This is a genomic window from Mesorhizobium sp. M0166 (assembly GCF_040322255.1).
Lineage (GTDB): Bacteria > Pseudomonadota > Alphaproteobacteria > Rhizobiales > Rhizobiaceae > Mesorhizobium.
Window position 1 is genome coordinate 1 of record NZ_JAMYTD010000025.1, and the last position, 26,097, is coordinate 26,097.

Consider the following 26,097-nt stretch of genomic DNA (forward strand, 5'->3'; position numbering starts at 1 on the left):
GTCATTCAACCCTCCTTCGGCTTTTCCGGCCGAAATAGAATCGAGCTTCGCCGCAAAGCGCAACCCAGATGTGTGAATGCGATAGGTCACCATACGGGGAGAAATGCCCGGCAGGGCAATGAGGGGCGGCGTCAACGCCTAAAAGGTCGGTCTTCCGACTCTAAGCTACTTGCACTTGGCGATCGAGGCCAGCGCAGCCGAGATGCCCTTCAGCGAGAAGACGTAGGTGGTGGTGTTGCCGCGGCCGGACTTGGCCGACACCTTCATGTCGGTGCCGGTCTTCATCGCGGCGATCAGCACCGGCTCCTCGGCGGCGTTCTCGACCCAGGCCGACTTGCCACGCGTGAACATCGAAAAAGACTTCCTGTCGATGGTGACGGTGGCCTTGGAACCTTCCTGGAAGGTATAGCCGGCGATGAATTGCGGCTCGTAGGACACTTGCTGCCCTGGCCGCTGGCTGACGAAGAAGAACATGTCGCCGTGATCGAGCGTCGGCGGCTGCTTGTCGGTTGGCACCGTCAGGACATAGCAGACCTTGCCGCCGCCCGACGCCTGATAACTGTAGGTGCCCCAGGCATTGTGCTGGCCGATCTTGGTTGCCGACTGCGCCAGCGCGGGCGCCGTCAAGGCCACCAGGGCCAGGCTGGAAACTATAGCAATCAATCCGCGCATCGCTTTTCCCGTATTCCACTGGTGCGGCGGCAGGCCGGCTCGGCGTCCTGCCCGTCGCTTCATTTTGATTTAATCTGGGTTACCAAACGGTGAATTTCCCCTGAGAAAAGGATGTTCACGCCAGGAAACCGCCGCCGTCTTCGCGCTGCCGCTCGAAAAAAGCGGCTGGCGCAATGTCCCTGCCGCGACTTGGAGGCCACGAAAACGGCAAGAGTTTGACTTTTCAAGCAGCTAGGTCCTGCAGCGGTTCTCGCTTTTCTGAGGTACGTGACGAATTTCCCTGCAGGCGCTACCATGTCTGCGTTCGCCGCCACGGCACTCGGCCAGGGTGCCCTCCTTGGCGGCTTACGGGAGATTTGGCCATGGCCATTTCCGAGACAGGGCTTATCCTGGCGGGCGGCACAGTCGTCCTGGCGATCGTGTTCGGCATTCGTGTCGCCGTCCGCGTGGCGGCCGGTGGCCCGGTGCCCTCCGATGGCGGGGAGGCGGCGGGCACGTCGGGCGCGCCCGACGTGCCCGGGGTCATTGCGCTGCCGCCTTTGATCTTCCTCGGCTTCCTGGTGGCGGCAACCGTGCTCGAGGTGCTCGTTCCCCTCCCGGTCAAGGCCGGGCAGGCGCTCGCCCGCTATCTGGCCGGCGCCGTGCTCGCGGTGTGCGGCTTCGTGCTCATCTTTATGGCGGCGGGCCGCTTTCAGGCAGCTGGAACCAACATACCACCGACCTTGCCAACGACCTCGCTGGTCGTCGACGGGATCTATCGGCGGACCAGAAACCCGTTCTATCTGGGAACGACCCTCATCTATCTGGGCCTCGGCGTCGCGGCCGGAAGTCTTTGGGCTATCGCGCTCGTCATCCCCCTGCTGTGGGTGATCAATGCCGGCGTCATCGCGCCGGAAGAGCGCTATCTCGAGCGGAAGTTCGGAGATGCCTATCGCGCCTACAAGGCGCGGGTGCGGCGGTGGGTTTGACGGCCGGAAAGTCGGTTCTCGCGCGATTTTTTTGCGCCGCACCGGCTCAGCTCTTGTCGGCGATGGCCTGCCTGGCGGCGAGCCGGTGCGCCGGCGTGATGTGGGCGCTGACGGCGGTAATCGCGGCGGTCAGCACGGCGATGTCGTCGGTGAAGCCTAGTCCAAGGATGAAATCGGGGATGACGTCCGTCGGCAGCACGAAATAGCCGAGCGCAGCCAGCAAGGTGCCCTTGGCGCGCAGCGGCGTCTTCTTGTCCATGGCGCAGTAATAGGCGGCGACCACCTCTTCCATGAACGGGATCTGCCGGGCGGCTTTCTTCGCCGTACGCCAGAACTTTTCGCGCACTTCGCTCTCATTGCCCGGCTTGCTGCCGAGGCCGAAGAAATCAAAACCGGATTTTTGCGCCATCAACCTCTCCTTGCGGCCGTCGCGTGACTTCACGCATGACCGCGAGACAAAATGTGGTGAAAGCCGAACCTCGCTGCAAGGTGCAGATAGTCTCAGCCGCCGAAATAGCGGTTCATCTTCCTGGCCAGCTCGAAATCCAGCGCCGTCAGGCCGCCAGCGTCGTGCGTGTTGAGGGTCACGTTTACGGTCTTGTAGACGTTCGACCAGTCGGGGTGGTGGTCCATCTTCTCCGCCGCCAGGGCGACGCGGGTCATGAAGGCAAAGGCTTCGGAGAAATTCTTGAAGGTGAAGGTGCGGGTGATCGAGCCGCCATCCTTGGCCAGCGACCAGCCTTCGAGGCCGGCAAGTTCGGCGCGGATCGCCTCTTTTGCTAGTTTCTCCCTGGCCATATCCGCCTACCGCATGATCCGCGAAGCGTCGGCGGCGCCGACCAAACGGCTGGCGACGCGATTGTCGGCACCTGAAAGCGGCCAGGCCTCCTCGACGACGTAAGGCCCGCCGCCGACCGAGTCGCGCGACGACATCAGCACGAAGCGGCCGACCCGGAACGGCAGCGTCGAAAAATTGCCGCGCGCCGACAGATACTGGGCGACATCGAGCGGGTTCGAATTGCGCAGGCGGGCCAGCGTCACATGCGGCATGAACTTGCGCGGGTCGGCCGGGATGCCGAGCCGCTGGCAGATGCGCTCGATCTCGGCCTGCAACGCGGAAAGATCGGGCGAAGCGGCGACCCCGGCCCACACCGCATGCGGCTTCTTCTGGCCGAAGGCGCCGACGCCGGACAGCGTCAGCGGGAAGGAGGCGCGGTGAACACGGTCGAGCGCGTTGGCGATCTCGTCGGCGACATGGCCCTCGACATCGCCGATGAAGCGCAGCGTCAGATGATAGTTTTCGACGTCAATCCAGCGGGCTCCGGGCAGGCCGCCCCTGAGCAGGGACAGCGAAAGAGCGGCATCACGCGGCATTTCGAGGGCGGTAAAAAGACGCGGCATGGGAAGCCTCCTGTCCTCGAATCGAACTCTTGCCCCTAGCGAATCATCGATATTCGAACGGGGCAAGCGGTTTGTTGGTCGCAGGGCTGCCTAAAAGCTTCCCCAGCGGAATGTGGTGCGGCGGCGAACCCTCGCCTTCAGGAATTACCCCGCACCGTTGCAATGGTCTTCTCCACACTGGGCAGGATACCCTCGACGATGCGGTCGACGCCTCGGGCACTTGGATGAAGGCCGTCCTCGAGCTGCAGGACGGATTGGCCGGCTACGCCCTCGAGAAAGAAAGGATAGAGCGGCACGCCGTATTTTTCAGCCAATCGCGGAAAGATTGCGTCGAAGGCGTTCTGGTAGTCGGCACCGAGATTGGGCGCCGCGCGCATTCCGGCAAGCAACACCGCGATCTTGCGCTGCTTCAGTTTTGCCAGCATCGCGTCCAGGTTTTTTTCCGCTATGGCGGGCGAAACGCCGCGCAGCATGTCGTTGGCGCCGAGCTCCAGGATGACCAGTTGCGTGCCGTCCGGTACCGACCAGTCGAGCCGCGACAGGCCGCCGCTCGTCGTATCGCCGGAGACGCCGGCATTGGCGACCGTGACATCGTAGCCCTTGGCGCGCAGCGCCGCCTGCAGCTTTTCGGTGAAGCCCTGACCTGGCCCGAGGCCATAACCCGCCATCAAGCTGTCGCCGAAACCGACAATGGTGAAGGGTTCGGCGCGCGCCGATGAAATGGCGCCGCCGCAAATGGCGAGGAAAAGGGCGAAGGCTGCGGCAAAGGTGTGTTTGAAAGCCATGCGGCAGGCCCCATATGACCAGGAACATCTGTTGGCGAAGGCAGGTTTTCGTCTTTGTCGAGCATCGGATGCTCTAGCCTTCATCTCCCATATAGGACGATTTGATTTTGGAAGAAGCCGTCATTTCGCTGAAAGACGTATCGCTGACGCTCGGCGAAGGTGCCTCCTCGGTTCATGTGCTGAAGGGCGTCAGCCTCGATGTGACGGGCGGCGAAGCGACAGGCATCGTTGGGCCTTCAGGTTCGGGAAAGTCGACATTGCTGATGGTTTTGGCGGGGCTTGAAAGGGTCGATTCGGGCACGGTCCGAGTTGCCGGCGAGCTGCTCAACGGCAAAAGTGAAGACCAGATCGCATCGTTTCGGGGGCGAAACATCGGCATCGTATTCCAGTCTTTCCATCTCATCCCGAATATGACGGCGCTGGAAAACGTCGCCGTCCCGCTGGAGCTTGCCGGCCATGTCGATCCCTTCGGCGTGGCGGCGCGCGAGCTGGCGGCGGTCGGTCTCAGCGATCGCGTCACCCATTACCCCGGCGAATTGTCTGGCGGCGAGCAGCAGCGCGTGGCGATCGCCCGGGCGCTGGCGCCGTCGCCGCGCATCCTGATCGCCGACGAGCCGACCGGCAATCTCGACCAGGCGACGGGGCGGCACGTCGCCGACCTGCTGTTTGCCAAGGCGGCCGAACGCGGCATGACGCTGGTGCTGGTCACGCATGACCCAGTGCTTGCGGCGCGCTGCTCGCGCCAGGTGTCGATGCGGTCGGGGCTGATCGAGGTCGCGCCTGAGCCGGCCACCAGGGCCGGCAAGGTGACCGCCTGATGCCGCTGTCGCAAACGCTGAGGCTCGCCTTTCGGTTTTCGCTGCGAGAAATGCGTGGCGGGCTGTCCGGCTTCCTGATCTTCCTTGCCTGCATCGCGCTCGGCGTCGCGGCAATCGGCGGCGTCAATTCGGTGGCGCAAGCGATTTCCGCCGGTGTTGCCGATCAGGGCCAGACGCTGCTCGGCGGCGATCTCCGCTTCCAGCTCAACCAGCGCGATCTTACCAGAGCCGAACGCAGCTTCCTCGACCGGCTTGGCACGGTTTCGCACAGTGCCAACATGCGCTCGATGGCGAGGCTCGAGGACGGCTCCGACCAGGCGCTGGTCGAGGCCAAGGCGGTCGACGGCGCCTATCCGCTCTATGGCGCGCTGGAGACCGAGCCGGTGCTGTCGCGAGAGGATCTGTTCGGCGAAAAATCCGGCGTCTTCGGCGCCGCCGCCCCGGATCTCTTGTTCGAGCGGCTAAACCTTGGCATCGGCGACCGGCTGAAGCTCGGCAGCGCGACGTTCGAGCTGCGTGCGAGGCTGGTCAATGAGCCGGATGCGGTGTCGGATGGCTTCGGTTTTGCGCCGCGGCTGATGGTGTCGACCGACGGGCTTGCCGCTTCCGGCCTGATCCAGCCGGGCAGCCTGGTCGAGAACGCCTATAAGGTCCGCCTGCCCGGTGGCACCACTGAGGCACAGATCAAGGCGATCCAGGAGCGGGCGGGAAACCAGTTCCCGCAGGCCGGTTGGTCGATCCGCACACGCAGCAACGCAGCGCCGGCGCTGTCCTCGAATATCGAGCGGTTCTCGCAATTCCTGACGCTGGTCGGGTTGACGGCGCTGGTGGTCGGCGGCGTCGGCGTGGCCAATGCGGTGCGGGCCTATCTCGACGGCAAGCGCGGCGTCATCGCCACCTTCAAGAGCCTGGGAGCTTCGGGCGGGTTCGTCTTTGCCGTCTACCTGGTGCAGATCCTGATGATCGCAGCCCTCGGCATCACGTTGGGCCTTGTGCTTGGCGCGCTGATGCCGTTCGCGGCCAGCGCGGCACTGCAGTCGGTCATTCCGGTACCGGCGGAAGGCGGGTTCTACCCCGGCGCGCTCGGCATGGCGGCGCTGTTCGGACTGCTGGTGACGCTGGCTTTCGCCTTGCTGCCGCTCGGCCGTGCCCGCGACGTGCCGGCAACGGCGCTGTTTCGCGAAATGGGTTTCGAGGGCCGCGGTTTTCCCCGCCCGCTCTATATCGCCGCGGCAATGGCCATCGCGCTGCTACTCGCGGTGCTGGCGATCCTGTTTTCCGGCGACCGCCGTATTGCCTCGATCTTCGTCGGCGGCACGATCTTTTCGTTCCTGGTGCTGCGTGTCGTCGGCACGCTGGTGCAGTGGGCGGCGAAGAAAAGCCCGCGCGTGCGCTCGACCGCGCTCAGGCTCGCGATCGGCAACATCCATCGGCCAGGCGCCTTGACGCCATCGGTGGTTCTGTCGCTGGGTCTCGGGCTGACGCTCCTGGTCACGTTGGCGCTGATCGACGGCAATCTCAGGCGGCAGATTTCCGGCAGCCTGCCGGAACGGGCGCCGAACTTCTTCTTCGTCGATATCCAGAGCGGCGACGTCGATGCCTTCTCCGCGCTGGTCGGCAAAGAGGCGCCGCAGGGCACGCTGATCAAGGTGCCGATGCTGCGCGGCCGGGTGATGGCGCTCAACGGCGTCGATGTCGACAAGGTCAAGGTTCCGGCCGAAGGCGCCTGGGTGCTGCGCGGCGACCGTGGCCTGACCTATGACGCAAAGCTGCCGGAGAATGCGACGCTGACCGAGGGCAGTTGGTGGCCGGAGAATTATTCCGGCGCGCCGCTGGTCTCGTTTTCCGCCGAGGAAGGCAAAGAGATCGGGCTGAAGCTCGGCGACACCATCACCGTCAACGTGCTCGGCCGCAACATCACGGCGAAGATCGCCAATTTCCGCCAAGTCGAATGGGAAACCATGGGTATCAATTTCGTCATGGTGTTCTCGCCCAACACATTCGCCGGTGCGCCGCATGGCTGGTTGGCGACGCTGACCGAGACGAACGCATCGGCGGCCGACGATGCGCATCTTCTCAATGCCGTCACGCGTGCCTTTCCCGCGGTGACGACGGTCAGGGTCAAGGACGCGCTCGACATCGTCAACCGGCTGGTGGCGCAGCTCGGCACGGCAATCAGGGCAGCAGCGGGCGTGGCGTTGATCGCCTCGGTGCTGGTGCTGGCCGGGGCGCTCGCCGCCGGCAACCGGGCCCGCATTCACGACGCGGTGGTGCTGAAGACCCTGGGAGCGACCAGGAGAACACTGATCGCCGCCTTTTCACTGGAATACATGCTGATCGGCCTTGCCACTGCGATGTTCGCGCTGGCAGCGGGCGGTGTGGCGGCGTGGTTCGTCGTCACGCGCATCATGACGCTGCCATCCCACTTCATGCCCGAGGTGGCGGTGGCGACCATCGGCTTTTCACTGATGGTCACGGTCGGTATCGGCCTTGCCGGCACGTGGCGGGTGCTGGGCCATAAGGCGGCGCCGGTGCTGCGGAATCTTTGAACCAGAGCCGGTTTTGATTAAATCTCGTTAATGTTCCGGGCGGGAAGTCCAATAAAACCGTATCTCCGGCACTTCACGGAGCATTACGCCTGGTTACGGTCTTGTCCTTTACGCCAAGAACCATCATATTTCGGCGCAGGCATGCTGGAGCCCCGCCAGCGGCGCCTGGGTTCAAAAGGACCTGACACCGGACGGGGCAGAAGCAATATGAGGATTTCCATGGCTGATCCCGTTCGCAATTATCAGACGCGCGCCGTGCCCGGCGCCGGCGTCGATGCTGCCATCGACCAGGGCCTGCGCGCCTACATGATCAAGGTCTACAATCTGATGGGGCTTGGCCTCCTCATCACCGGCCTTGCCGCGGTCGGCACAATCATGCTGGCCACCACCAGCGATCCCGCCTCGGCGGTCGCGACGTTGCCAAGCGGCGAGATGCTGACCTCGTTCGGCTACGCGATCTTCGGCTCGCCGCTGAAATGGCTGGTGATCTTTGCCCCGCTGGCAGCGGTGATGTTCCTGTCGTTCCGCGTCCAGTCGATGACCGTTTCGGCCGCGCAGACGACGTTCTGGGTCTACGCCGGCCTCGTCGGCCTGTCGCTGTCGTCGATCTTCCTGGTCTACACCACCGCCAGTATCTCGCAGACCTTCTTCGCCACCGCCGCCGCCTTTGGCGGGCTGTCGCTCTACGGCTACACGACCAAGCGCGATCTCTCGGCGTTCGGTTCGTTCCTGGTCATGGGCCTGGTCGGCCTGATCATCGCGATGGTGATCAACGTCTTCCTGCAATCGTCGGCGCTTTCCTTCGCCGTTTCGGCGATCGGCGTGCTGATCTTCGCAGGCCTTACCGCCTACGACACGCAGAACATCAAGGAGATGTACTTCGAGGGTGACGAGACTGATGTCGCCGGCCGCAAGGCGATCATGGGCGCATTGAGGCTCTATCTCGATTTCATCAACCTGTTCATGTTCCTGCTGCAGTTCATGGGCGACCGTCGCTAGTACGGCGTTCTTTGCCGACCATGGTCTTTTCCGAGAACCGGTTTCGACTTTTCGGGATCATGGTCTGACTGGACCAGCGAGTTTGGAAAGGGCGGCCCAACAGCCGCCCTTTTCTTTTGTGCCGGCTTTTGCTTTGATATAAGGCAGATGAACGACTTGCATAAAATATGAGCAGCATCACGTTACGGGCCGCGACGTCGGCCGATCTCGACCGGATCACGGAAATCTATGCCGACGCGGTGACGAATGGCACGGCGAGCTATGAACTCGAGCCACCAAGCCGCATCGAGATGGGCGCGCGATTCGACAACCTGATGGCGGGCGGCTTTCCCTATCTCGTTGCGGAAAAGGCCAGCGGCGTGCTCGGCTATGCCTATGCCGGAGCGTTCCGGCCACGCCCGGCCTACCGCTTCGTCGTTGAGGATTCCGTCTATGTCGCGCCCGCGGCCAAAGGGCAAGGCGTCGGGCTGCTACTGATGCAAGGGCTGATCGAGGCGGCCAAGGCGGCGGGCTTTCGCCAGATCATCGCGGTGATCGGCGACGGCAGACCCGACAGCGCCTCGGTACGGTTGCACGAGAAGCTCGGCTTCCGCCATTCCGGCCGCCTGGAAGGCTCCGGCTACAAGCACGGGCGTTGGCTCGACACGGTGTTCATGCAGTTGCCGATCAATGGCGGGGCATCGATCCCGCCCGATCCGCAATCGCTGCCCGAGCGGAAGTTCCGCCAGCAAAAATAAAGGGTTACGCCTCGACCAGCTTCAGCGTTCGGTCGAACACGCCAAGCACCCGGCCGAGTTCCTGGCCACGCTTGAGGATGCGTCCGCCGGCGGCGATGACGGCGAACGCGCCTTGCCGGCGCGCCAGCTTCGGATCCTTGACGATCTGGAAAAGCGGCACTTCGCTGGTGCGGCGGAAGACGGAAAAAATGGCGCGGTCGGCGAGATGGTCGATGGCATAGTCGCGCCACTCATTGGCGGCAACCATACGGCCGTAAAGCCTGAGGATCTGGTCCAGTTCGCGCCGGTCGAACCGCACCGGCTGGTCGAGGCGTTCGCGTCTTGCCTCATGCAGCGGGATCAATATTGCGGATGCGTCCCCATCCTCCGTCCCGCTGCTGCGATCAGTCATGCCTGGATCCTCGCAATGAATCGTACGCCGACCAAAGTTGGCGCTTTCGTTACCGAATTGCAAGGCCCGGCCGGGCAAGGCCAGCACCGCGCGGTTTCTCCAGCGTCCAGTCACGTTTGCGAAACGCCTGTTGGAATTGGTGATGCTTCGCCACAATCCTGCCTTTTTTTATCCGTGCTCATGCCCCAATGTCCGACGAATTTACCGGTGTTGCCTGAGACGGTTCGGTCCGGCACCGGCTCGTAAACCCCAAGCCCCCCGCCCACGGGTCTGCGTCGGATCGAACCAACCTCGGTTTTTCCTTGGAAAGATCGGGTGCGACGATCCCAAAACCTAAATGACCGGCGTCAGAAGCAAGCTGACGCCGGTTTTTTATTGGCCGGCCGCCGCGGCGGTGCGATCCAGATAGGCTGTCGTCGGAGGCTTGAGCGCGGTTATCCCTTCTCCCACAACAAGGGGAGAAGGGAGAACGCTCTATCTAAGGCTTGCGGATAAAGGCTGCGCCCAGGATCGGCCCGGGCATGCCGTCCTTGCCGACCGACTGCAGCAGCACGGCGCAGCCGCCCTTCTTGGCGATCTCGCTCATGGGCAGTTCGTAGCGCTGCGCCTTGCCGTGCCACATGCCGGCGGTCTGTATGCTGGAGACGGCGTTCCAATAGGTCATGCTGCGGCCGCTGTTTTCACCCTTGCCGATCTTTATCGTCTGTGGCGGGTTGAAATAGACGATGACGACATGCGCGTCGGCGGGGCCGGTCACGGCGTCGCCGGCATCGATCATGACGCGATCGCTGGTCCGGCTGACCTTGATGCCGACCCGCATGCCTTCGCCGACCCTCTCCATGCGGGCCAGCGCGCCGTCGACTTCCTTGCGGCTGGCGCCGTTGACATGGCTGCGGCCGTTTATGACGGCTTGCGGGGTGTAGACGGAACGACTGCCGAAGGCGCGCATATACTCGTATTGCCGCTCGGTATTTTCCTTGCGGCTCAGCGTGTCCTGCCAGCCGAGGTAATCCCAATAATCGACATGATAGGCGAGCGCGACGATGTCCTCCTTGGCGGCAAGCTCGGCGAAGAATTCGTCGGCTGGCGGACAGGAGTTGCATCCCTGGCTGGTGAAGAGCTCGACGACGCCTAATGGCTTATCGGCTGGCTCGGCAAGGGCCCTGCCGGCAAACGCCGAGAGGGCCAGCGCAAGGGCCGCAAGCCGCAATGGTCTTCGAGATGGCATGGCCGTTCCGATCCCGCCGGTGACGCCGGCTTTGTTCTGGTTGTCGAAATATGTGGCAGAAGCGGCAGTCAACGGGAAGTCACGTTGCGGTGAAATTTTGCCGTTGCAACCGCTGGCAAGGGCGCAATAGGTGGACTTGCACTTCACCATGGAAGCGATTCGGGCGGCAATCAGCATGTGGCAATCTCTCCTGGCGCCGGTCGATCTTTATTGCGAACGGACGGGGCCGGAATTCTGGGCCGAACCGCTCAATGCGCTGAGCAATCTGGCTTTCTTTGCCGCCGGACTATGGGGTGTCTGGCAGGTGCGCAAGCGCGGTACCGGCACTTTCGCCGAAGTGCTGGCCTGGTGGGTGGTGGCGATCGGCGTCGGCTCGTCGCTGTTCCACACCTTTGCCACAAGGGCAATGGTCCTGGCCGACGTGCTGCCGATTGCAGGGTTCACGCTGGCCTACACGCTGTTCAACCTGCGACGTTTTCTCGGCATGAAATGGGGCAAGGCGATCGCCATCTTCGTCGCCTTCTATGCCGTTGCCGGGTTGCTTACCTTCGCCGTGCCCGACTGGCTGCGCCAGGCGTCGAACGGGACGACCGGCTATCTGCCGCCGTTTCTGGCGCTCGCCTTCTTCGGCGCCTGGGTGGCGGCCAGCGGCAATCGCGCCGGCTGGTACAATCTAGCGGGTTCGGCGATCTTCGTCGTGTCGGTCATCTGCAGGATGATCGATCCGCTGGTCTGCGGCGGCTTTCCGCTCGGCACGCATTTCCTGTGGCACATATTGAACGGGCTGATGCTCGGCGTGCTGCTGGCGGCGACAGCGCGGTTTGGAAAGCCAAGGTAGGGGAATAGGGGAATAGGGGAAGCGTTCACTACTCCCTTACTGCCCTACTCCCGTACTCCCCTCTCTCTATGCTGCCAGATCGCGCAGCACGTATTGCAGGATGCCGCCATTCTTGAAGTAGTCGAGCTCGTCCAGCGTATCGATGCGGCAGATGATCGGAACTTCTTTGACGCTGCCGTCGCCGTAGGTGATCCTGGCGATCATCTTCTGCCGCGGCTTGATGTTGCTCAGTCCGTCGATCTCGACCAGTTCGTCGCCCTTGAGGTTGAGCGAGGCCCATGAGGTGCCTTCCTCGAAGACGAACGGGATCACGCCCATGCCGACCAGGTTGGAGCGGTGGATGCGCTCGAAGGACTGGGCGATGACGGCGCGGACACCGAGCAGATTCGTACCTTTGGCCGCCCAGTCGCGTGACGAGCCGTTGCCATATTCGACGCCGGCGAAGATGACCAGCGGCACGCCTTCCTTCTTGTAGCGCATCGCGGCGTCGTAGATCGATTCCTCTTCTTTCGAGGGGTAATGGATGGTGTAGCCGCCCTCGCGGCCGTTCTCGCCCAGCATATGGTTGCGGATGCGGATATTGGCGAAGGTGCCGCGCATCATGACCTCGTGGTTGCCGCGGCGCGTGCCGTACTGGTTGAAATCGGCGACGCCGACGCCGTGGTCGGTGAGATACTTGCCGGCCGGCGAGGCCGCCTTGATCGAACCGGCCGGCGAAATGTGGTCGGTGGTGATCTTGTCGCCGAACAGGCCGAGCACACGCGCGCCCTTGATATCGCCGATCTTGCCGAAGCCTGACTTCATGCCGGCGAAATAGGGTGGGTTCTGCACATAGGTCGAATTGTCGTCCCAGGCATAGGTCTGGCCTTCCGGCGCCTTGACGTTCTGCCAGTACTTGTCGCCCTTGAAGACGTCGGCATATTTGCGGGCGAACAATTCGCGCGTGACGTTCTTCTCGATGAATTCCTGGATCTCGACCGAACTTGGCCAGATGTCTTTGAGATAGACCGGATTGCCGTCGCGATCGTCGCCGAGCGGCTCGGTGGTCAGATCCTTGGTCACGGTCCCGGCCAACGCGTGGGCGACGACCAGCGGCGGCGAGGCGAGATAGTTCGCCTGCACGTCGGGCGAGACGCGGCCTTCGAAATTGCGGTTGCCGGACAAGACTGCCGCAGCAATCAAGCCCTTGTCGTTGATGGTCCTGGAGATCGGCCCCGGCAACGGGCCGGAATTGCCGATGCAGGTGGTGCAGCCGAAGCCGACCAGGTTGAAGCCGATCTGGTCGAGCTCCTTCTGCAGGCCGGATTTCTCGAGATATTCGGCGACGACCTGGCTGCCCGGCGCCAGTGAGGTCTTGACCCACGGCTTCTGCTTTAGGCCGAGCCGGTTGGCGTTACGCGCCAACAGCCCGGCGCCGATCAGCACGCTCGGGTTCGAGGTGTTGGTGCAGGAGGTGATTGCGGCGATGACGACATCGCCATGGCCAAGATCGTAGTCCGTGCCCTCGACGGCATAGCGCTTGTCGATTTCGGCGGCCTTCTTGTATTCGGTCTCCATGGCCTTGGCGAAGCCGGCCGGAATGTCTTCAAGTGCGACCCGGCCTTCCGGACGCTTCGGGCCGGCCATCGACGGCACGACACTGCCGAGATCGAGCTCGAGCAGGTCGGTGAAGACTGGATCGGCCGAGCCGGGATCGCGCCACAAGCCTTGCGCCTTTGAATAAGCCTCGACCAGGGCGATGCGGCTTTCGTCGCGACCGGACATTGTGAGATAGCGGATGGTTTCGCTGTCGACCGGGAAGAAGCCGCAGGTGGCGCCATATTCCGGGGCCATGTTGCCGATGGTGGCGCGGTCGGCCAGCGTCATGTTGGACAGGCCCGGCCCGAAGAATTCGACGAACTTGCCGACGACGCCCTTCTTGCGCAGCATCTGGGTGACTGTGAGCACCAGGTCGGTAGCGGTGACGCCTTCCCTCAGCCTGCCGGTAAGGCGAAAGCCGATGACTTCGGGCAACAGCATGGAGACCGGCTGGCCGAGCATCGCCGCCTCGGCCTCGATGCCGCCGACGCCCCAGCCGAGCACGCCGAGGCCGTTGATCATGGTGGTGTGCGAATCGGTGCCGACGCAGGTGTCGGGATAGGCGGTGGTTTCGCCGTCTTCGCTGTTGGTCCACACCACCTGGCCGAGATATTCGAGATTGACCTGATGGCAGATACCGGTGCCGGGCGGCACGACGCGGAAATTACGGAACGCCTGCTGGCCCCATTTCAGGAATTTGTAGCGTTCCTCGTTGCGCTCATATTCAAGCTCGACATTGCGGGCGAAGGCCAGCGGCGTGCCGAATTCGTCGACGATGACCGAGTGGTCGATGACCAGATCGACCGGCACCAGCGGATTGATCTTTTGCGGATCGCCGCCGAGCGAGGCCATGGCGTCGCGCATGGCGGCAAGGTCGACCACGGCCGGAACGCCGGTGAAATCCTGCATCAGTACGCGAGCCGGGCGATAGGCGATCTCGACGCCGGCGGTGCCCCGGTCGGTCAGCCAGCCGGCGACCGCCTGGATGCTCTCCTTGGTAACGGAACGGCCGTCCTCGTTGCGCAGCAGGTTCTCCAGCAGCACCTTCATCGAATAGGGCAATTGGGCAATGCCGGTGAGGCCGTTCTTTTCGGCCTCGACAAGGTCATAGTAGATGTACTCGGTGCCGCCGGCGGTCAGCGTGCGGCGGCAATTGAAGCTGTCGAGTGATTTGGACACGTGCGATCCCTAACTGTCGGTTGCCGGGAGGGAACGGACGCCAGTGGGCATGCAAATCACGCGCAAAGGTGCGGGTACGGCCATTTCCGCTATCCGTTCCCAAGCGTCCGGGCCGTTCAAGGCGGCACGCGCGCTGGTTCGGCGCAAATTCGGTTCCCGTGCCGACCGCTGGCACGGATGATGCGGATATAGAGAATTTTCTGGAATAGTTCTAGACACGGAATCGCCATTTTTGCTGCGGCGCACCGAAGCCGCACCTGAACTTTCGGCGAAGGGGAACGGATGCGGCTGATCGCCGAAAATCTGGGCGGCGAACGCGGCGGCGAGACGGTATTTTCCGGCATCGAATTCGCGCTGGGGGCTGGTCAGGCGCTGGTCGTTTCCGGGCCGAACGGCGCCGGCAAATCGACGCTGCTCAGGATCATCGCCGGACTGTTGCCAGTGGCGGCAGGCCGTGTGCGGTTCGAAGGTGGTGGCGAGGACTTTCCGTCGGCCGCCTCGGCCTGTCACTATCTCGGCCACCTCAACGCGATGAAGACGGCGCTGAGCGTTACGGAAAACCTGTGCTTCTGGCGCGATTTTTCGGGCGCCGGTTCCGCGGGTGTTGAAGAGGCGCTGGAGACCGTCGGGCTGGGCAGCATCGGCCATCTGCCGTTCGGCTATCTCTCGACCGGCCAGCGCCGGCGTGCGGCGATTGCAAAACTGCTGGTCAGCCACCGGCCATTGTGGCTGCTGGATGAGCCGACGGCAGGACTGGACAAGGCTTCGGAGGAGAGATTCGGCGAATTGATGGGAAAGCACCTCGAGAGTGGGGGGATCGTGGTTGCGGCGACGCATCTGCCGCTGGGGATCGAGGGGGCACAAGGGCTGATGATGGGCGGGGCCGCTTGATGTTGGTGCTCTACGCGACGGAACTCCATCCTTTGCTTGGCCTTCACGCATGCATCGGGACCGCACCATAATGTGGTCGCTCTTCCTCCGCGACATCCGCCTGAGTATCCGCGCCGGCGGCGGGGCGTTGACCGGCGTGATTTTCTTTCTCGCCGTCATCGCGACCATCCCCTTCGGCGTCGGTCCCGACCTGAGGCTGCTGGCCCGCATCGGGCCAGCGATTCTCTGGATATCAGCCTTGCTGGCCTGCCTGCTCGGCCTCGACCGGCTGTTCCAGGCTGATCGGGAAGACGGCTCGCTCGATCTTCTGGTGCTTGGCAACGACCGGCACCTGCTGGCCCTGACCGTGCTGACGAAATGCCTGGCGCATTGGGCGGGAAGCGTGCTGCCGCTGGTCATAGCCGCTCCCCTGCTCGGCCTGTTCATGAACATGGAGCCGGCCGGCATCGGCGCCACGGCGCTGACGCTTCTGGTCGGCACGCCGGCGATCACCTTCATCGGTGCTGCCGGTGCCGCGGTGGCGGTGGCGCTGCCGCGCGGCGGGCTGCTGATCTCTGTGCTGGTGCTGCCGCTGACGATTCCCGTGCTGATCTTCGGCGTATCTGCAAGCTATGGCGCGGTGGCGGACCCCGATCCGTTCCTGCAGCCCTTCCTCATTCTTGCCGCGCTGACCTTGTTCCTTGCCGTGCTCGGGCCGGTGGCGGCGGCGCTGGCGCTGCGGCACGGTACGGATTGATGTGTTGGCTTCAGCTCATGCCTGCGGCGCGGCGAACAATTGCGGAGCCGGTGGCGCGGCGTTAAGAGAGGACATGTCGGAACAAGGCGAGACGGACCGGTTGGAAAGCGCCGCGGAGCGAAAAGCATGAGCGTACACGCGCTTTATGTCACCGCCGCCTATGCGATCACGGCCGTGGTGCTGGGCGGGCTGATCGGCTGGATTCTGCTCGACCAGCGCGGCCGCAAGCGAGAGCTCGCCGAGCTGGAGGCGTCTGGCGTGCGCCGGCGCTCCGATAAGGCAGCAAAATCATGAGCACGGAAACGCAAACACCGGCGCGCCGCCGCCTGATCGTGCTCGTGCCGCTGCTGGTCTTTCTCGGGCTGGCGGGATTGTTCCTGGCGCAGCTTTTGTCCGGGCGCGACGTTTCGGAAGTGCCGTCGGCGCTGATCGGCCTGCCGGCGCCGCAGACCAACCTGCCGGCGCTCGAGGGCACCAATTTACCGGGCCTCGATTCAAGACAGTTCGCCGGCAAGGTGACGCTGGTCAACGTCTTTGCGTCCTGGTGCGCGCCGTGCCGCGAAGAGCATCCGGTGCTGCTGGCGCTGTCGCAGGACAAGCGCTTCGTTATGGCGGCGCTGAACTACAAGGACCAGCCGGAAAACGCCCGTCGGTTCCTTGGCGATCTCGGCAATCCATTCCAGGCGATCGGCGTCGACCAGGCCGGGCGCACGGCGATCGACTGGGGTGTCTACGGCGTGCCGGAGACCTTCGTCATCGGCAAGGATGGCAAGATCGCCTACAAGCATGTAGGGCCGCTGACGCCGGACTCGGCGCGGACGCTGCTGTTGCCGGAGATCGAAAAGGCGCTGGCCGTGCCGGGCTGATGCGTCCGCTAGGCTTCGTCATCCTGGGGCGAAGCAAGGAGCGAAGCGACGCGGCGCAGACCCCAGAATCCATGCCGTGAGATCAGCCAACGAATGCAGCGGGGCAAAATAGTCGCCCGCTAGGTGATGCCGGACATAGATTTTGCACTGTTGCGGGTGCTCAAAAGTCACGGCATGGATCCTAGGGTCTGCGCTCCGCTTTGCGTCGCTACGCCCTAGGATGACGAAGGTGATGCTGCTCAGCCGTAGATCTGCTTGTGGACCTGGTAGAGCATTTCTGAGCGGTCGGCGCGCATGTCAGCGAGGTCGCGGCTGCTGAAGCTGTCGATTTCGGCGACGAGGCGGTTGTAATGCCGGCGCTTGGCGATGCTGGCGCGAGCGCGGCTCATGAGGCTGTCGATGATCATAGCGAGTTTCCTTTTGCGCCGCATTTCGCGGCCAGTTGTTCCTCCCTTGATCGATACGAAGCATGACATAGTTATGGTGCGTTGCAAAAATAAGATGTTGCAATGCACCATTGCGCTGGGCGCATAGCCGGTTAACGGGATGTGACCTGCCGTCCGCGCCAGCATTCGCTTCCATGATGCTTCTGACGCATCATCGATCTTGCCATATCGATCGCAGGCTGGCTTGATCGCGCCTTGCCAAGCGATTGCTACCGGGAGGAACCATGGCCAGCGAATTCTACGAAGTTCTCGATCCGCGCTTTTCGCGGCTGTTCAACGGCAATGCACAGGTCGACCGGCTGTTTACTGGCTGCCGATGGGCGGAAGGGCCCGCCTGGTTTGCGGCCGGGCGCTATGTGGTCTGGTCCGACATCCCGAACAATCGCATGCTGCGTTACGACGAGACCGACGGCAGCGTCAGCGTGTTCCGTCAGCCGTCCGGCAATTCCAACGGCAACACCGTCGACCGGCAAGGCCGGCTGGTCACTTGCGAGCATTCCGGCCGCCGCGTCAGCCGCACCGAGCATGACGGGTCGGTTGTCACCATCGCCGACAAATGGCGCGGCAAGCGGCTGAACTCGCCCAATGACGCCGTGGTCAAGTCCGACGGGTCGATCTGGTTCACCGATCCGAGCTACGGCATCGATACCGATTACGAGGGCGACAAGGCCGAAAGCGAGATCGGCGCCTGCCATGTCTACCGGGTCGATCCCGGCACCGGCGAGACCGAGGCGGTGATCACCGACATGGTCAGGCCCAACGGGCTCGCCTTCTCGCTCGACGAGAGCAAGCTCTATGTCGCCGATACCGGCCGCACGCATGGTGCGCAGAACCCGGCGCACATCCGGGTGTTCAATGTCGGCCAGGGCGGCAAGAAGGTCTCAGGCGAAAAGGTCTTTGCTGACTGCACCGCCGGCCTGTTCGACGGTTTCAGGCTGGATGCGGACGGCCGCATCTGGACCAGCGCCGCCGACGGCATCCACTGTTACGATCCAGACGGGACGCTGATCGGCAAGGTCAAGGTACCGGAAGTCGTCGCCAATTGCGTGTTCGGCGGCAACAAGTTGAACTGCCTCTACATCGCCGGCACGACCTCGCTCTACATGGTCCGGCTCATGGTCAATGGCGCCAAAACCTACTGAGCGGCCGCCAAGCATATGCAAGGGAGGGAACCATGCCATTCGTGAATATCCGCCTGGTCAAGGAGGTGATTGCCGATGACCCGGCCGCCAAAAAGGCCGCGATCGCCGCCCAGGTGACGGCGGCCATCACCGGCGTCACCGGCCTGACCAACAACGATGTCTGGGTGGTCTTCGAGGAAGTCGCTGCACGCGACTGGTTCGTCGGCGAGACCGACGTCGAGACGCGCAGGGGCAAGGGATAGTTCACGGCACAGATGGGCCGCAGCCCCTAGCGTCGTCATCCCAGGGCGGAGCAGCAGCGAAGCTCCGTCGCGCAGACCCTGGGATCCATGCCGTGACCTACCAGTAGAACAGCGGTGCGATTCTGTTGTGCAGCGCGCCGGTGTAATGTCCAACGTCAGGCCTCTGGCGGCCTTCCCGAAACGCTGCATCTCCGACGAATGTCACGGCATGGATCCTAGGGTCTGCGCCGCGTCGCTTCGCTCCTTGCTCCGCCCTAGGATGACGAAAGGGCGTTCACCGCGAGCGGATGAACTCCGCGAAGGCGGATAGGGCATCGCGCATTGTCTGCCTACTTGCCGGCTGCGACAAGATATCCTCCACCTCCGGCGGTCTCTTGCCGAGCAGCGCTATTTCGAGCGCTGCCTCCTCATAGAGCGCAAAAGACATTGTCCGCATGATCTCGGCCAGTGCGGCGCGGGCAAACAGCGAGCGCGGCGAGGCATGCACCAGCGTGGCCGGTTTGTCGACGGCTGCATCGCGCGACACCAGCCAGTCGAGCGCGTTCTTCAGGCCGCCTGGCACACCGTGGGCATATTCCGGGCAGGAGACGATGACGCCGTCAGCGCGGGTGACCACGTCGATCAGCGCCCCTGCTTGCGGCGGCGTCCGCTCGCCTTCGTCGTCGGGGTTGAAAATCGGCAGCCGGCCAAGCCCGTCATAGACGGCGACGTGACAGTCCGGCGGCGCGTTTCGCGCGAGTGCCGCGAGCAGGGCTGAATTGGTCGAGGCGGCGCGCAGGCTGCCGGAGATGGCGAGGATGTTGAGCAAAGGAATGGAGACCGGCTTGGGCGATTCGTTACCGGGCACGCTACCACATGGTTTCCCTGTATTCCTCGTCCAGCCAGCGGTCGGTCGCCTCGGCCGAATCGGCGAGCGCCAACTGGTCGCGCAGGATCTGGCCGAGCGTTGGCAGCGTCGCGCGGTCGTACCAGCTCTCCGGCTTCCACAGTTCGGAGCGCATGAAGGCCTTGGCGCAATGCATGTAGGCAGCCTTAACCGTCACCACGACGACGCTTTGCGGTGCCTTGCCGTCGACCGCCAGCCGCTCACGCAATGCCGCATCGACGGTGATGCGGGCATCGCCATTGACACGCAGCGTTTCGTTCATGCCGGGAATGAGGAAGAGCAGCCCGATCGAGGGATTGAGAAGGATGTTCTCCAGCGTGTCGAGCCGGTTGTTGCCGGGCCGGTCGGGGATGGCGATGGTCTTCTCGTCGAGCACTGTTACGAAGCCCGGCCTGTCGCCCTTCGGCGTCACATCGGCATTGCCGGCGCCGTCGGACGAGCCGATCAGCACGAAAGGGCTCTTGCCGATGAAGGAACGGCAGTGGCCATCCAGGGCCTTCAGCTCCTTGCGGATCGAGCCGTCGGTCGGACGAGGCGTCTTGTAGATCGTCCTCAACTCGTCGCGCGTGGCGATGAATTCCATGCTCCTCTCCTCTTATTCTGACGTAATTACGTTCTGACGTAATTGCGGACGGAACCGCTACACACTTTCCTGGAATTGCTCTATTTGCCGGCCTTCTCTTCCTTGCCGGCCTTGTCCTCGAGCGAATGGCGCAGGATCAACGGCATTTGGCTTAACGTGAAGACAAGGGTAATGGGAATCGTGCCCCAGACCTTGAAATAAAGCCAGGCTTCCTCAGAAAAGTTGCGCCACACAACCTCGTTCAGCGCAGCCAGAAAAAGGAAGAAGAGCCCCCATCGGAAAGTGAGCTTGCGCCAGCCTTCGGCATCGAGATTGAAGGCGGAATCAAAGACATAGCCCAACAGCGATCTGCCGAACGCCAACCCGCCAAGCAACGTGATGCCGAACAGGCTGTTGATAATTGTCGGCTTCATGAAAGCGAAGGTCTTGTCCTGCAGCCACAGCGCCAGCGCGCCAAACACAAACACCACGATGGCCGAGACCAACGGCATGATCGGCCAGCTGCGCGTCAAAATCCACGAAACGCTGAGCGATAGCGCCGTCGCCACCATGAAGAACGCCGTGGCAATCAGGATAGGCTCGCCGATATGGCCGAGGATCGGAAACTTCCCGACAAGCCACGCGCCGCGGATGGTGGTGAAAAAGAACACCAAGCCAGGCCCGAGTTCGAGCAGGAATTTCAAGCCCGGGTTCAACGCCTTGCGTCGCGGATCGGACGGGTCGCCTTCGAGGATGGGTGGGTTCATAGGGTCCTTCTTACGCATGATCCAATCCAAAAAGCCTGCAACTTTTCGGGATCATGCTCGTCAAGCCACTCCAGCGATCGCCCTGGCGAATTCGCTTGCGGAAAAGGGTTCGAGGTCGTCGACCTGTTCGCCGACGCCGATGAAATAGACCGGCAATTTGTGCTTTGCCGCGATCGCCACCAGAATACCGCCGCGCGCCGTGCCGTCCAGCTTGGTCATCACCAGGCCGTTGACGCCGGCGACATTGCGGAAGATCTCGACCTGGTTGAGAGCATTCTGGCCGGTGGTGGCATCGACCGTCTGCAGCACGGTGTGCGGCGCTTCCGGATCGAGCTTGCCCAGCACGCGGACGATCTTTTCCAGTTCCGCCATCAGTTCGGTCTTGTTCTGCAGCCGCCCGGCGGTGTCGATGATCAGCACGTCGGAGCCGGCCTCCTTCGCGCGCTCGAATGCGTCGTAGGCGAGGCCAGCGGCATCGGCGCCGAGCTTCGAGGCAATGACCGGCGAGTTGGTACGCTCGCCCCAGATCTTCAACTGCTCGATCGCGGCTGCGCGGAAAGTGTCGCCGGCGGCGAGCATCACCGAGAGGCCGCCATCGGTGAGCTTTGCCGCCAGCTTGCCGATGGTCGTTGTTTTTCCCGTTCCGTTGACGCCGACGACCAGGATGACATGCGGCTTGTGGCTGAGGTCGAGCTCCAGCGGCATGGCTACGTGGGTCAGCACCTTTTCCACTTCGGCCGCCATGATGGTGCGGACTTCGGTGTCGGAGACGTCCTTGCCGTAGCGGCTGGCGGAGAGCGCGTCGGTTACGCGCAAAGCCGTCTCCATGCCGAGATCGGCGCGGATCAGCACATCCTCGAGGTCCTGCAGTGTGTCCTCGTCGAGCTTGCGCTTGGTGAAGACGCCGGCGATGTTGCCCGACAACTCCCGGGAAGAGCGGGCAAGCCCGTCTCGCATGCGCTGGAACCAGGAACGCCTCGGCGCCGGTTCGGGCGCCTTCTGCGGCTCGGCTTTCTGCTCGACCTTCTTGGTTACGGTGACTTTGCCGGGGGCGGGCTTTGGCTCTGGCGATGGTTGCGGAACGGCTTCTGGCTCGGGTGCGATCTGGGCGAGGACCGGCTTCGCCTCGACCGGCGCGGGCTGGCGGATCGGAGGCGGGATTTCGGCCGGTGGCGCTTCGGGCGCTGCGGGTGCTGGTGGCGTGACTTCGGCCGCGGGTGCCGCGTCTTGCAGAGGTTGGCGCTGCCCCTCTCCCCGTAAGAGACGGGGAGAGGGGGGCGTCAGCGTCGGAGCTTTTTCCTCGCCACTTTCAAAAGGAGGCTCGGCCTGCCGATCAGCCCCTTTCTCCCCGTCACTATACGGGGAGAAGGTGCCGGCAGGCGGATGAGGGGCAGCGCCAGCTTCCGCGGACGGAGGCTCGGGCTGAACGATCTCCGGCTGCTCCGGCTCAGGAACTGGCTCGGGAGCGACGGGTCCGGCTCGGATCTCCTCCGGTTCCTCAGCAGGCGTTTGCGGCTCCGGCTGGATGTCTGGCTCGGGTGGAATGGTCGGCGGTGGTTCGGGCTTCGGCTCTTCCGCGGGCGCCGGTTGCGGTGCCGGAGGCAACTCTGGTTCGGCTGGCGGCGGAGCTGCGGCCTCGGCCTCGGGCCGCGGCTCTTCGCGTTTCAAAAACTCCGGGACGGCCTGCTCGGCGGCCGGCTTCAGCGCTTCCAGTTCATCCCATTTGATCGGCGGCAGCGGTGCGGCCTCGTCGGGCCGCTCCTCGACGACTTCCTTCTTGCCGAACGAGAATATCTTCTTGAAAAACCCAGCCATGTCTTGCGCTCTCAGGCGGCGCGGGCGGCAAGCGGCGCGGCGATCAGTCTGACACCGTCATGGCCTGCGATATCAGCCTCGACGATGTCGCCCGGAGCGCCGGCAGAGACCGCGGCCAGCGTAAACCCTTCGGTGCGGCCGAGCCCGTCGCGCTCGACCAGGATCGACTGGCGTGTGCCGGCAAGTGCCGAAAGGTGACGGCGATAGGCGGCCTCGCCGGCGGCGCGCAGGCGTGCCGCGCGTTGCTTGACGACGTCGCGGCGAAGCTGCGGCATGCGCGCGGCGGGTGTGCCCTGGCGCGGCGAAAACGGGAAGACGTGGATATGCGTCAGGCCGCATTCCTCGACGATCTCCAGCGAGTTTTCGAACATGGCGTCCGTCTCGGTCGGGAAGCCGGCGATGATGTCGGCGCCGAAAACGATGCCGGGGCGCAGTTTGCGCACATCCTCGCAAAAGCGGATCGACTGGTCGCGGCTGTGCCGGCGCTTCATCCGCTTCAGGATCATGTCGTCACCCGATTGCAGCGACAGATGCAGATGCGGCATCAGCCTCGGCTCGGTGGCGATGGCGTCCAGCAGATCGTCGTCGGCCTCGATCGAATCGATGGAGGAAAGCCGCAGGCGTTTGACGTCGGGCACCTGCTTCAGGATGGTCTTGACCAATTTGCCGAGCTTCGGGGCGCCCGGCAGATCGGCGCCAAAACTGGTCATGTCGACGCCCGTCAGCACGATCTCGGCATAACCGTTGCCGACGAGTCTCTTGACCTGCTCGACCACGGCGCCCATCGGCACCGAGCGCGAATTGCCACGACCGTAAGGAATGATGCAGAAGGTGCAGCGGTGGTCGCAGCCGTTCTGCACCTGGACGAAAGCGCGCGCGCGGCCTTCGATGGCGTCGACCATGTGGGCGGCCGTCTCGCGCACCGAAAAGATATCGTTGACGCGCGCCTTTTCGGTGTCGTTGACGCCGAAATCCGGCAGCGCGCGATAGGAATGCGCCCTGAGCTTTTCCTCGTTGCCGAGGACGAGATCGACCTCGTCCATGGCGACGAAATCCTGCGGGCCGGTCTGCGCAGCGCAGCCGGTGACGATGATGCGGGCAGCCGGGTTCTCACGACGGGCTTTTCTGATCGACTGCTTGGCCTGGCGCACCGCCTCGCCGGTGACGGCGCAGGTGTTGAAGATGATGGCGCCGCCTTCGAGGCTACCGAGGCCGGCACCTTCGGCTTCACGCCGCATCACCTCGGATTCATAGGTGTTCAGCCGGCAGCCGAAGGTGACGACCTCGATACCCTTGTTGCCAGGAGCAGCCATCAGGCGGCACTTTCGGTGTCGCGCGCCCACGCCCCGGTCGACGGATCGAAGCTGCCGGAAAATTCCCATTCGGCGGCACCGGTGAGGATGACGTGGTCGTCGTCGCGCCACAAAACATGCAGCGAGCCGCCGCCGGGCGTCATCAGCGTCACGCTGCGGCCGGTACGCCTTGTGCGGGCCGCAGCTACCACGGCAGCGCACGCGGCCGAGCCGCAGGCCTTGGTCAGGCCGGCGCCGCGCTCCCAGGTGCGGATTGCCATGGTCTCCGGCGAAGTCACCTGCGCGATGGTGATGTTGGCGCGCTCGGGGAAGATCGGGTGGTTTTCGAGCAGCGGGCCGAAGCGCTCGAGTTCGTACGACCAGACGTCGCGGTCGACCCAGAAGATGGCGTGCGGATTGCCCATCGAGACGACCGACGGCGAATGCAGCACCGGGGAATCGATAGGGCCGATCTGCAGCTCGATCATGCGGGTGTCGCGAAACTCCTCGGCCAGCGGGATGTCCTGCCAGCCAAAGCGCGGCGTGCCCATGTCGACTGAGATCGTTCCGTCTGCATGTTCCTCGGCATTGAGGATGCCGGCGACTGTTTCAAAGGCAAATGTCTTCTGGCCGGTCTCGGCGGCGAGCGCCTGGACCACACAGCGCATGCCGTTGCCGCAGGCTTGCGCGCTGGTTCCGTCGGAATTCAAGATGTCGATGAAAAAGGCGGTGCCCGGCGTCCTGGGGTCGTGGATCGCCATGATCTGGTCGAACCTGGTCGCCGCATCGGCATTAAGCACGATGGCTGCCGCAGGCGTCACGCGATCGGCACGGCCGCGCATATCGGCAACGATGATCTCGTTGCCGATGCCGTTCATCTTCGCGAAAGGGGCCGCGCTTGCCATCGATCGAAAGGTCTCTTGCCGGTTTGGCGCCTATATGGCGGATAGCGGCAGAAATTACCAGCGCGGCGTGATTTTCAAGTCACCGCGAAGACGCCAAGCACGATCAGCAGGAAGATGATCAGCACGATGCCGATGAGGATGCGCGCGCCGGTGGCGGCGGCTCCGGCCAGTACCGGCATGCCGAGCAGGCTCGCCGCGGCCGCGATAATCAAAAGAATGATGATCCACCTGATCATGAGAGACACCTCACAGCCGACAGGTTTGAACACCTACAAACGTCTATGTGATGCCTTAGGTTCCGCCGCGCTAAACCTCCGGCACGTCCCAGACTTCGCCCGGCCGCAAGGCGCGAAAACGTTGCCGCGGCAGGCCGGCGGCATCGAGCGCTTCGCCGAGCTTTCTGGGCGGCTCGTCGATCGGCTCGTTGGTGAGCCGGAACGTGCCCCAGTGACAGCCGGCCGCATAGGAAGCGTTGCACAACAGCATGCCGTGCACCGCCTCTTCCGGATCCTGGTGATGCGGCGCCATGAACCAGCGCGGCTCGTAGGCGCCGATCGGCAGGATGGCGAGGCGGAAGCCGCCGTGCTTTTGCGCCATCAGCCGGTAGTTGATGCCGCCGTGGAAGCCGGTATCGCCGGCGAAATAGATCTTTGCGCCGGGTGTCTCGACGACGAAACCTGCCCACAGCGCCATGCGCCGGTCGCGGGTACCGCGGGCAGACCAGTGGTGCACCGGCTCGACATGGACAGCGACGCCATTGCCGATATCGACCCGGTCGCCCCAGTCATGCGCGGAAAGCCGCACACGGGGCACGGCAGCGCCGATGATTGTGTCGTTGCCCAGCGGCGTCAGCAGCAGCGGGTCGTGTCTAGTCTTCAGGCGCTTCAGCGTGGCGAGGTCGAGATGGTCGTAATGGTTGTGGCTGACCAGCACGAGGTCGATCGGCGGCAAATGCGAAAAGGCGATGCCCGGCGGATTGACGCGTTTCGGACCGGCGAAGGAGAGCGGCGAGACGCGTCGCGACCAGACTGGGTCGGTCAGGATGTTCAGGCCGGCTGTCTGGACGAGCAGCGAGGAATGACCGACCATGGTGAGGCGCAGCGCAGAACCATCGAGGCGCTCGACCGGTCTTGCCGGTGGAAACGGGCTCGGATCCGCCGCCGGCCATTTCGAGCGCTCGCGGCTCAACTGCCATTTCAACAGATCGGCAAAGCGACCCGGCGGCCGTCCGTCGGGATTGAAGAACAAGGTGCCGTCGAAATGATCGCTGGGCGGCCCGCTGTAATAGCGGTTGGCGGCTCTCTTTCTCGCGGCCAAGAAATCGGCTCCTGCAGTTTGCTGATCGCCAAGAGATAATGCCGGAGCCGGCCCGCACAAGCATTTGAGGTGAGCGCCAGGGATCTG

General features: G+C 63.6%; 29 protein-coding genes. 12 read left to right on the plus strand and 17 right to left on the minus strand.

Translation table 11 applies throughout. The features are described from left to right. Positions 1–165: 165 nt before the first annotated feature. A complete protein-coding gene (locus NKJ46_RS23450; RefSeq protein ID WP_352667992.1) occupies positions 166–672 on the minus strand; it encodes an invasion associated locus B family protein in 507 nt (168 codons plus the stop codon). Positions 673–1,034: 362 nt separating this feature from the next. Here NKJ46_RS23450 and NKJ46_RS23455 point away from each other — a divergent pair, with 362 nt between their 5' ends. Next, positions 1,035–1,640: a methyltransferase family protein gene (locus NKJ46_RS23455; protein ID WP_352667994.1), complete on the plus strand. Its 606-nt coding sequence runs from the start codon at positions 1,035–1,037 to the stop codon at positions 1,638–1,640. 46 nt (positions 1,641–1,686) lie between these two features. Here the strand turns inward: NKJ46_RS23455 and NKJ46_RS23460 are convergent, their stop codons facing one another. From NKJ46_RS23460 to NKJ46_RS23475, 4 genes are all read right to left on the minus strand, one after another. Then, on the minus strand, positions 1,687–2,049 hold the full coding sequence (locus NKJ46_RS23460) for a YkvA family protein (protein WP_031212728.1): 363 nt from the start codon (positions 2,047–2,049) through the stop codon (positions 1,687–1,689). A 92-nt stretch (positions 2,050–2,141) separates the two neighbouring features. Beyond that, positions 2,142–2,438 carry a 4a-hydroxytetrahydrobiopterin dehydratase gene (locus tag NKJ46_RS23465; protein ID WP_352667997.1) on the minus strand — a complete coding sequence of 99 codons (297 nt, stop codon included), beginning with the start codon at positions 2,436–2,438 and terminating at the stop codon, positions 2,142–2,144. 6 nt (positions 2,439–2,444) lie between these two features. Next, positions 2,445–3,041 carry an RNA 2',3'-cyclic phosphodiesterase gene (thpR, locus tag NKJ46_RS23470; protein ID WP_352667998.1) on the minus strand — a complete coding sequence of 199 codons (597 nt, stop codon included), beginning with the start codon at positions 3,039–3,041 and terminating at the stop codon, positions 2,445–2,447. Positions 3,042–3,178: 137 nt separating this feature from the next. Next, positions 3,179–3,826, minus strand: a complete 648-nt coding sequence (locus NKJ46_RS23475) for an arylesterase (RefSeq protein ID WP_352668000.1) — start codon at positions 3,824–3,826, stop codon at positions 3,179–3,181. 107 nt (positions 3,827–3,933) lie between these two features. Here NKJ46_RS23475 and NKJ46_RS23480 point away from each other — a divergent pair, with 107 nt between their 5' ends. From NKJ46_RS23480 to NKJ46_RS23495, 4 genes are all read left to right on the plus strand, one after another. Beyond that, positions 3,934–4,644: an ABC transporter ATP-binding protein gene (locus tag NKJ46_RS23480; RefSeq protein ID WP_352668002.1), complete on the plus strand. Its 711-nt coding sequence runs from the start codon at positions 3,934–3,936 to the stop codon at positions 4,642–4,644. Beyond that, positions 4,644–7,193, plus strand: a complete 2,550-nt coding sequence (locus NKJ46_RS23485) for an ABC transporter permease (protein WP_352668005.1) — start codon at positions 4,644–4,646, stop codon at positions 7,191–7,193. Before NKJ46_RS23480 ends, NKJ46_RS23485 begins: the two co-directional genes overlap by 1 nt. A 219-nt stretch (positions 7,194–7,412) precedes the next feature. Beyond that, positions 7,413–8,192: a Bax inhibitor-1/YccA family protein gene (locus NKJ46_RS23490; RefSeq protein WP_352668007.1), complete on the plus strand. Its 780-nt coding sequence runs from the start codon at positions 7,413–7,415 to the stop codon at positions 8,190–8,192. A 167-nt stretch (positions 8,193–8,359) separates the two neighbouring features. Then, positions 8,360–8,929, plus strand: a complete 570-nt coding sequence (locus NKJ46_RS23495; RefSeq protein ID WP_352668009.1) for a GNAT family N-acetyltransferase — start codon at positions 8,360–8,362, stop codon at positions 8,927–8,929. Positions 8,930–8,933: 4 nt separating this feature from the next. Here the strand turns inward: NKJ46_RS23495 and NKJ46_RS23500 are convergent, their stop codons facing one another. After that, positions 8,934–9,320, minus strand: coding sequence for a DUF2794 domain-containing protein (locus tag NKJ46_RS23500; protein ID WP_352668011.1), 387 nt, complete (start codon positions 9,318–9,320; stop codon positions 8,934–8,936). Between the two features lie 478 nt (positions 9,321–9,798). Further along, positions 9,799–10,548 (minus strand): DUF1223 domain-containing protein, encoded by a 750-nt coding sequence (locus tag NKJ46_RS23505; protein ID WP_352668013.1) that lies wholly within the window; start codon positions 10,546–10,548, stop codon positions 9,799–9,801. 175 nt (positions 10,549–10,723) lie between these two features. On the opposite strand from NKJ46_RS23505, the gene NKJ46_RS23510 reads away from it, so the two are divergent. Further along, positions 10,724–11,386: a ceramidase domain-containing protein gene (locus tag NKJ46_RS23510; RefSeq protein ID WP_352668015.1), complete on the plus strand. Its 663-nt coding sequence runs from the start codon at positions 10,724–10,726 to the stop codon at positions 11,384–11,386. A gap of 66 nt (positions 11,387–11,452) precedes the next feature. Here NKJ46_RS23510 and acnA read toward each other — a convergent pair whose 3' ends face one another. Next, on the minus strand, positions 11,453–14,143 hold the full coding sequence (acnA, locus tag NKJ46_RS23515) for an aconitate hydratase AcnA (protein ID WP_352668016.1): 2,691 nt from the start codon (positions 14,141–14,143) through the stop codon (positions 11,453–11,455). 282 nt (positions 14,144–14,425) lie between these two features. Here acnA and ccmA point away from each other — a divergent pair, with 282 nt between their 5' ends. The 4 genes from ccmA to NKJ46_RS23535 all read left to right on the plus strand — a co-directional run bounded on the left by ccmA (position 14,426) and on the right by NKJ46_RS23535 (position 16,636). Further along, positions 14,426–15,034 (plus strand): heme ABC exporter ATP-binding protein CcmA, encoded by a 609-nt coding sequence (ccmA, locus tag NKJ46_RS23520; protein ID WP_352668017.1) that lies wholly within the window; start codon positions 14,426–14,428, stop codon positions 15,032–15,034. A 70-nt stretch (positions 15,035–15,104) separates the two neighbouring features. Beyond that, the gene (gene ccmB, locus NKJ46_RS23525; protein WP_352668019.1) at positions 15,105–15,770 is read left to right on the plus strand and encodes a heme exporter protein CcmB; all 666 of its coding nucleotides are present in this window, start codon (positions 15,105–15,107) and stop codon (positions 15,768–15,770) included. A gap of 126 nt (positions 15,771–15,896) precedes the next feature. Then, positions 15,897–16,064: a heme exporter protein CcmD gene (gene ccmD, locus NKJ46_RS23530; protein ID WP_352567342.1), complete on the plus strand. Its 168-nt coding sequence runs from the start codon at positions 15,897–15,899 to the stop codon at positions 16,062–16,064. Continuing rightward, positions 16,061–16,636 (plus strand): DsbE family thiol:disulfide interchange protein, encoded by a 576-nt coding sequence (locus tag NKJ46_RS23535; RefSeq protein ID WP_352668020.1) that lies wholly within the window; start codon positions 16,061–16,063, stop codon positions 16,634–16,636. Before ccmD ends, NKJ46_RS23535 begins: the two co-directional genes overlap by 4 nt. Before the next feature lie 239 nt (positions 16,637–16,875). Here the strand turns inward: NKJ46_RS23535 and NKJ46_RS23540 are convergent, their stop codons facing one another. After that, positions 16,876–17,043, minus strand: a complete 168-nt coding sequence (locus tag NKJ46_RS23540) for a hypothetical protein (RefSeq protein ID WP_023721879.1) — start codon at positions 17,041–17,043, stop codon at positions 16,876–16,878. A gap of 263 nt (positions 17,044–17,306) precedes the next feature. Here NKJ46_RS23540 and NKJ46_RS23545 point away from each other — a divergent pair, with 263 nt between their 5' ends. Both NKJ46_RS23545 and NKJ46_RS23550 read left to right on the plus strand, forming a co-directional pair. Next, positions 17,307–18,224, plus strand: a complete 918-nt coding sequence (locus tag NKJ46_RS23545) for an SMP-30/gluconolactonase/LRE family protein (RefSeq protein ID WP_352668023.1) — start codon at positions 17,307–17,309, stop codon at positions 18,222–18,224. 32 nt (positions 18,225–18,256) lie between these two features. Continuing rightward, positions 18,257–18,466 (plus strand): tautomerase family protein, encoded by a 210-nt coding sequence (locus tag NKJ46_RS23550; protein ID WP_352668024.1) that lies wholly within the window; start codon positions 18,257–18,259, stop codon positions 18,464–18,466. A gap of 274 nt (positions 18,467–18,740) precedes the next feature. Here the strand turns inward: NKJ46_RS23550 and NKJ46_RS23555 are convergent, their stop codons facing one another. The 8 genes from NKJ46_RS23555 to NKJ46_RS23590 all read right to left on the minus strand — a co-directional run bounded on the left by NKJ46_RS23555 (position 18,741) and on the right by NKJ46_RS23590 (position 26,010). Beyond that, entirely contained in the window at positions 18,741–19,274 is a 534-nt protein-coding gene (locus NKJ46_RS23555) for an NADPH-dependent FMN reductase (protein ID WP_352668112.1), read from the minus strand. A 40-nt stretch (positions 19,275–19,314) separates the two neighbouring features. Then, on the minus strand, positions 19,315–19,935 hold the full coding sequence (locus NKJ46_RS23560; RefSeq protein WP_352668025.1) for a pyridoxamine 5'-phosphate oxidase family protein: 621 nt from the start codon (positions 19,933–19,935) through the stop codon (positions 19,315–19,317). An 80-nt stretch (positions 19,936–20,015) separates the two neighbouring features. After that, on the minus strand, positions 20,016–20,681 hold the full coding sequence (locus NKJ46_RS23565) for a septation protein A (protein ID WP_352468104.1): 666 nt from the start codon (positions 20,679–20,681) through the stop codon (positions 20,016–20,018). A 60-nt stretch (positions 20,682–20,741) separates the two neighbouring features. Further along, positions 20,742–22,496, minus strand: coding sequence for a signal recognition particle-docking protein FtsY (gene ftsY / locus NKJ46_RS23570; RefSeq protein ID WP_352668028.1), 1,755 nt, complete (start codon positions 22,494–22,496; stop codon positions 20,742–20,744). Between the two features lie 11 nt (positions 22,497–22,507). Continuing rightward, positions 22,508–23,809, minus strand: a complete 1,302-nt coding sequence (gene mtaB, locus NKJ46_RS23575; protein WP_352668029.1) for a tRNA (N(6)-L-threonylcarbamoyladenosine(37)-C(2))-methylthiotransferase MtaB — start codon at positions 23,807–23,809, stop codon at positions 22,508–22,510. Continuing rightward, complete coding sequence (gene dapF, locus NKJ46_RS23580) at positions 23,809–24,693, minus strand: diaminopimelate epimerase (RefSeq protein ID WP_352668031.1); 885 nt, start codon at positions 24,691–24,693, stop codon at positions 23,809–23,811. Before dapF ends, mtaB begins: the two co-directional genes overlap by 1 nt. Before the next feature lie 74 nt (positions 24,694–24,767). After that, positions 24,768–24,929, minus strand: a complete 162-nt coding sequence (locus tag NKJ46_RS23585) for a DUF1328 domain-containing protein (RefSeq protein WP_352479665.1) — start codon at positions 24,927–24,929, stop codon at positions 24,768–24,770. 70 nt (positions 24,930–24,999) lie between these two features. Next, complete coding sequence (locus NKJ46_RS23590) at positions 25,000–26,010, minus strand: MBL fold metallo-hydrolase (protein WP_352668034.1); 1,011 nt, start codon at positions 26,008–26,010, stop codon at positions 25,000–25,002. Positions 26,011–26,097 lie beyond the last annotated feature (87 nt).

Bases quoted from the DNA above. Each gene is read 5' to 3' on its own strand.
- NKJ46_RS23450 (WP_352667992.1), bottom strand. From the start codon at position 672: ATGCGCGGATTGATTGCTATAGTTTCCAGCCTGGCCCTGGTGGCCTTG.
- NKJ46_RS23455 (WP_352667994.1), top strand. From the start codon at position 1,035: ATGGCCATTTCCGAGACAGGGCTTATCCTGGCGGGCGGCACAGTCGTC.
- NKJ46_RS23460 (WP_031212728.1), bottom strand. From the start codon at position 2,049: ATGGCGCAAAAATCCGGTTTTGATTTCTTCGGCCTCGGCAGCAAGCCG.
- NKJ46_RS23465 (WP_352667997.1), bottom strand. From the start codon at position 2,438: ATGGCCAGGGAGAAACTAGCAAAAGAGGCGATCCGCGCCGAACTTGCC.
- thpR (WP_352667998.1), bottom strand. From the start codon at position 3,041: ATGCCGCGTCTTTTTACCGCCCTCGAAATGCCGCGTGATGCCGCTCTT.
- NKJ46_RS23475 (WP_352668000.1), bottom strand. From the start codon at position 3,826: ATGGCTTTCAAACACACCTTTGCCGCAGCCTTCGCCCTTTTCCTCGCC.
- NKJ46_RS23485 (WP_352668005.1), top strand. From the start codon at position 4,644: ATGCCGCTGTCGCAAACGCTGAGGCTCGCCTTTCGGTTTTCGCTGCGA.
- NKJ46_RS23490 (WP_352668007.1), top strand. From the start codon at position 7,413: ATGGCTGATCCCGTTCGCAATTATCAGACGCGCGCCGTGCCCGGCGCC.
- NKJ46_RS23495 (WP_352668009.1), top strand. From the start codon at position 8,360: ATGAGCAGCATCACGTTACGGGCCGCGACGTCGGCCGATCTCGACCGG.
- NKJ46_RS23500 (WP_352668011.1), bottom strand. From the start codon at position 9,320: ATGACTGATCGCAGCAGCGGGACGGAGGATGGGGACGCATCCGCAATA.
- NKJ46_RS23505 (WP_352668013.1), bottom strand. From the start codon at position 10,548: ATGCCATCTCGAAGACCATTGCGGCTTGCGGCCCTTGCGCTGGCCCTC.
- NKJ46_RS23510 (WP_352668015.1), top strand. From the start codon at position 10,724: ATGTGGCAATCTCTCCTGGCGCCGGTCGATCTTTATTGCGAACGGACG.
- ccmA (WP_352668017.1), top strand. From the start codon at position 14,426: ATGCGGCTGATCGCCGAAAATCTGGGCGGCGAACGCGGCGGCGAGACG.
- ccmB (WP_352668019.1), top strand. From the start codon at position 15,105: ATGTGGTCGCTCTTCCTCCGCGACATCCGCCTGAGTATCCGCGCCGGC.
- ccmD (WP_352567342.1), top strand. From the start codon at position 15,897: ATGAGCGTACACGCGCTTTATGTCACCGCCGCCTATGCGATCACGGCC.
- NKJ46_RS23535 (WP_352668020.1), top strand. From the start codon at position 16,061: ATGAGCACGGAAACGCAAACACCGGCGCGCCGCCGCCTGATCGTGCTC.
- NKJ46_RS23540 (WP_023721879.1), bottom strand. From the start codon at position 17,043: ATGATCATCGACAGCCTCATGAGCCGCGCTCGCGCCAGCATCGCCAAG.
- NKJ46_RS23545 (WP_352668023.1), top strand. From the start codon at position 17,307: ATGGCCAGCGAATTCTACGAAGTTCTCGATCCGCGCTTTTCGCGGCTG.
- NKJ46_RS23550 (WP_352668024.1), top strand. From the start codon at position 18,257: ATGCCATTCGTGAATATCCGCCTGGTCAAGGAGGTGATTGCCGATGAC.
- NKJ46_RS23560 (WP_352668025.1), bottom strand. From the start codon at position 19,935: ATGGAATTCATCGCCACGCGCGACGAGTTGAGGACGATCTACAAGACG.
- NKJ46_RS23565 (WP_352468104.1), bottom strand. From the start codon at position 20,681: ATGAACCCACCCATCCTCGAAGGCGACCCGTCCGATCCGCGACGCAAG.
- ftsY (WP_352668028.1), bottom strand. From the start codon at position 22,496: ATGGCTGGGTTTTTCAAGAAGATATTCTCGTTCGGCAAGAAGGAAGTC.
- mtaB (WP_352668029.1), bottom strand. From the start codon at position 23,809: ATGGCTGCTCCTGGCAACAAGGGTATCGAGGTCGTCACCTTCGGCTGC.
- dapF (WP_352668031.1), bottom strand. From the start codon at position 24,693: ATGGCAAGCGCGGCCCCTTTCGCGAAGATGAACGGCATCGGCAACGAG.
- NKJ46_RS23585 (WP_352479665.1), bottom strand. From the start codon at position 24,929: ATGATCAGGTGGATCATCATTCTTTTGATTATCGCGGCCGCGGCGAGC.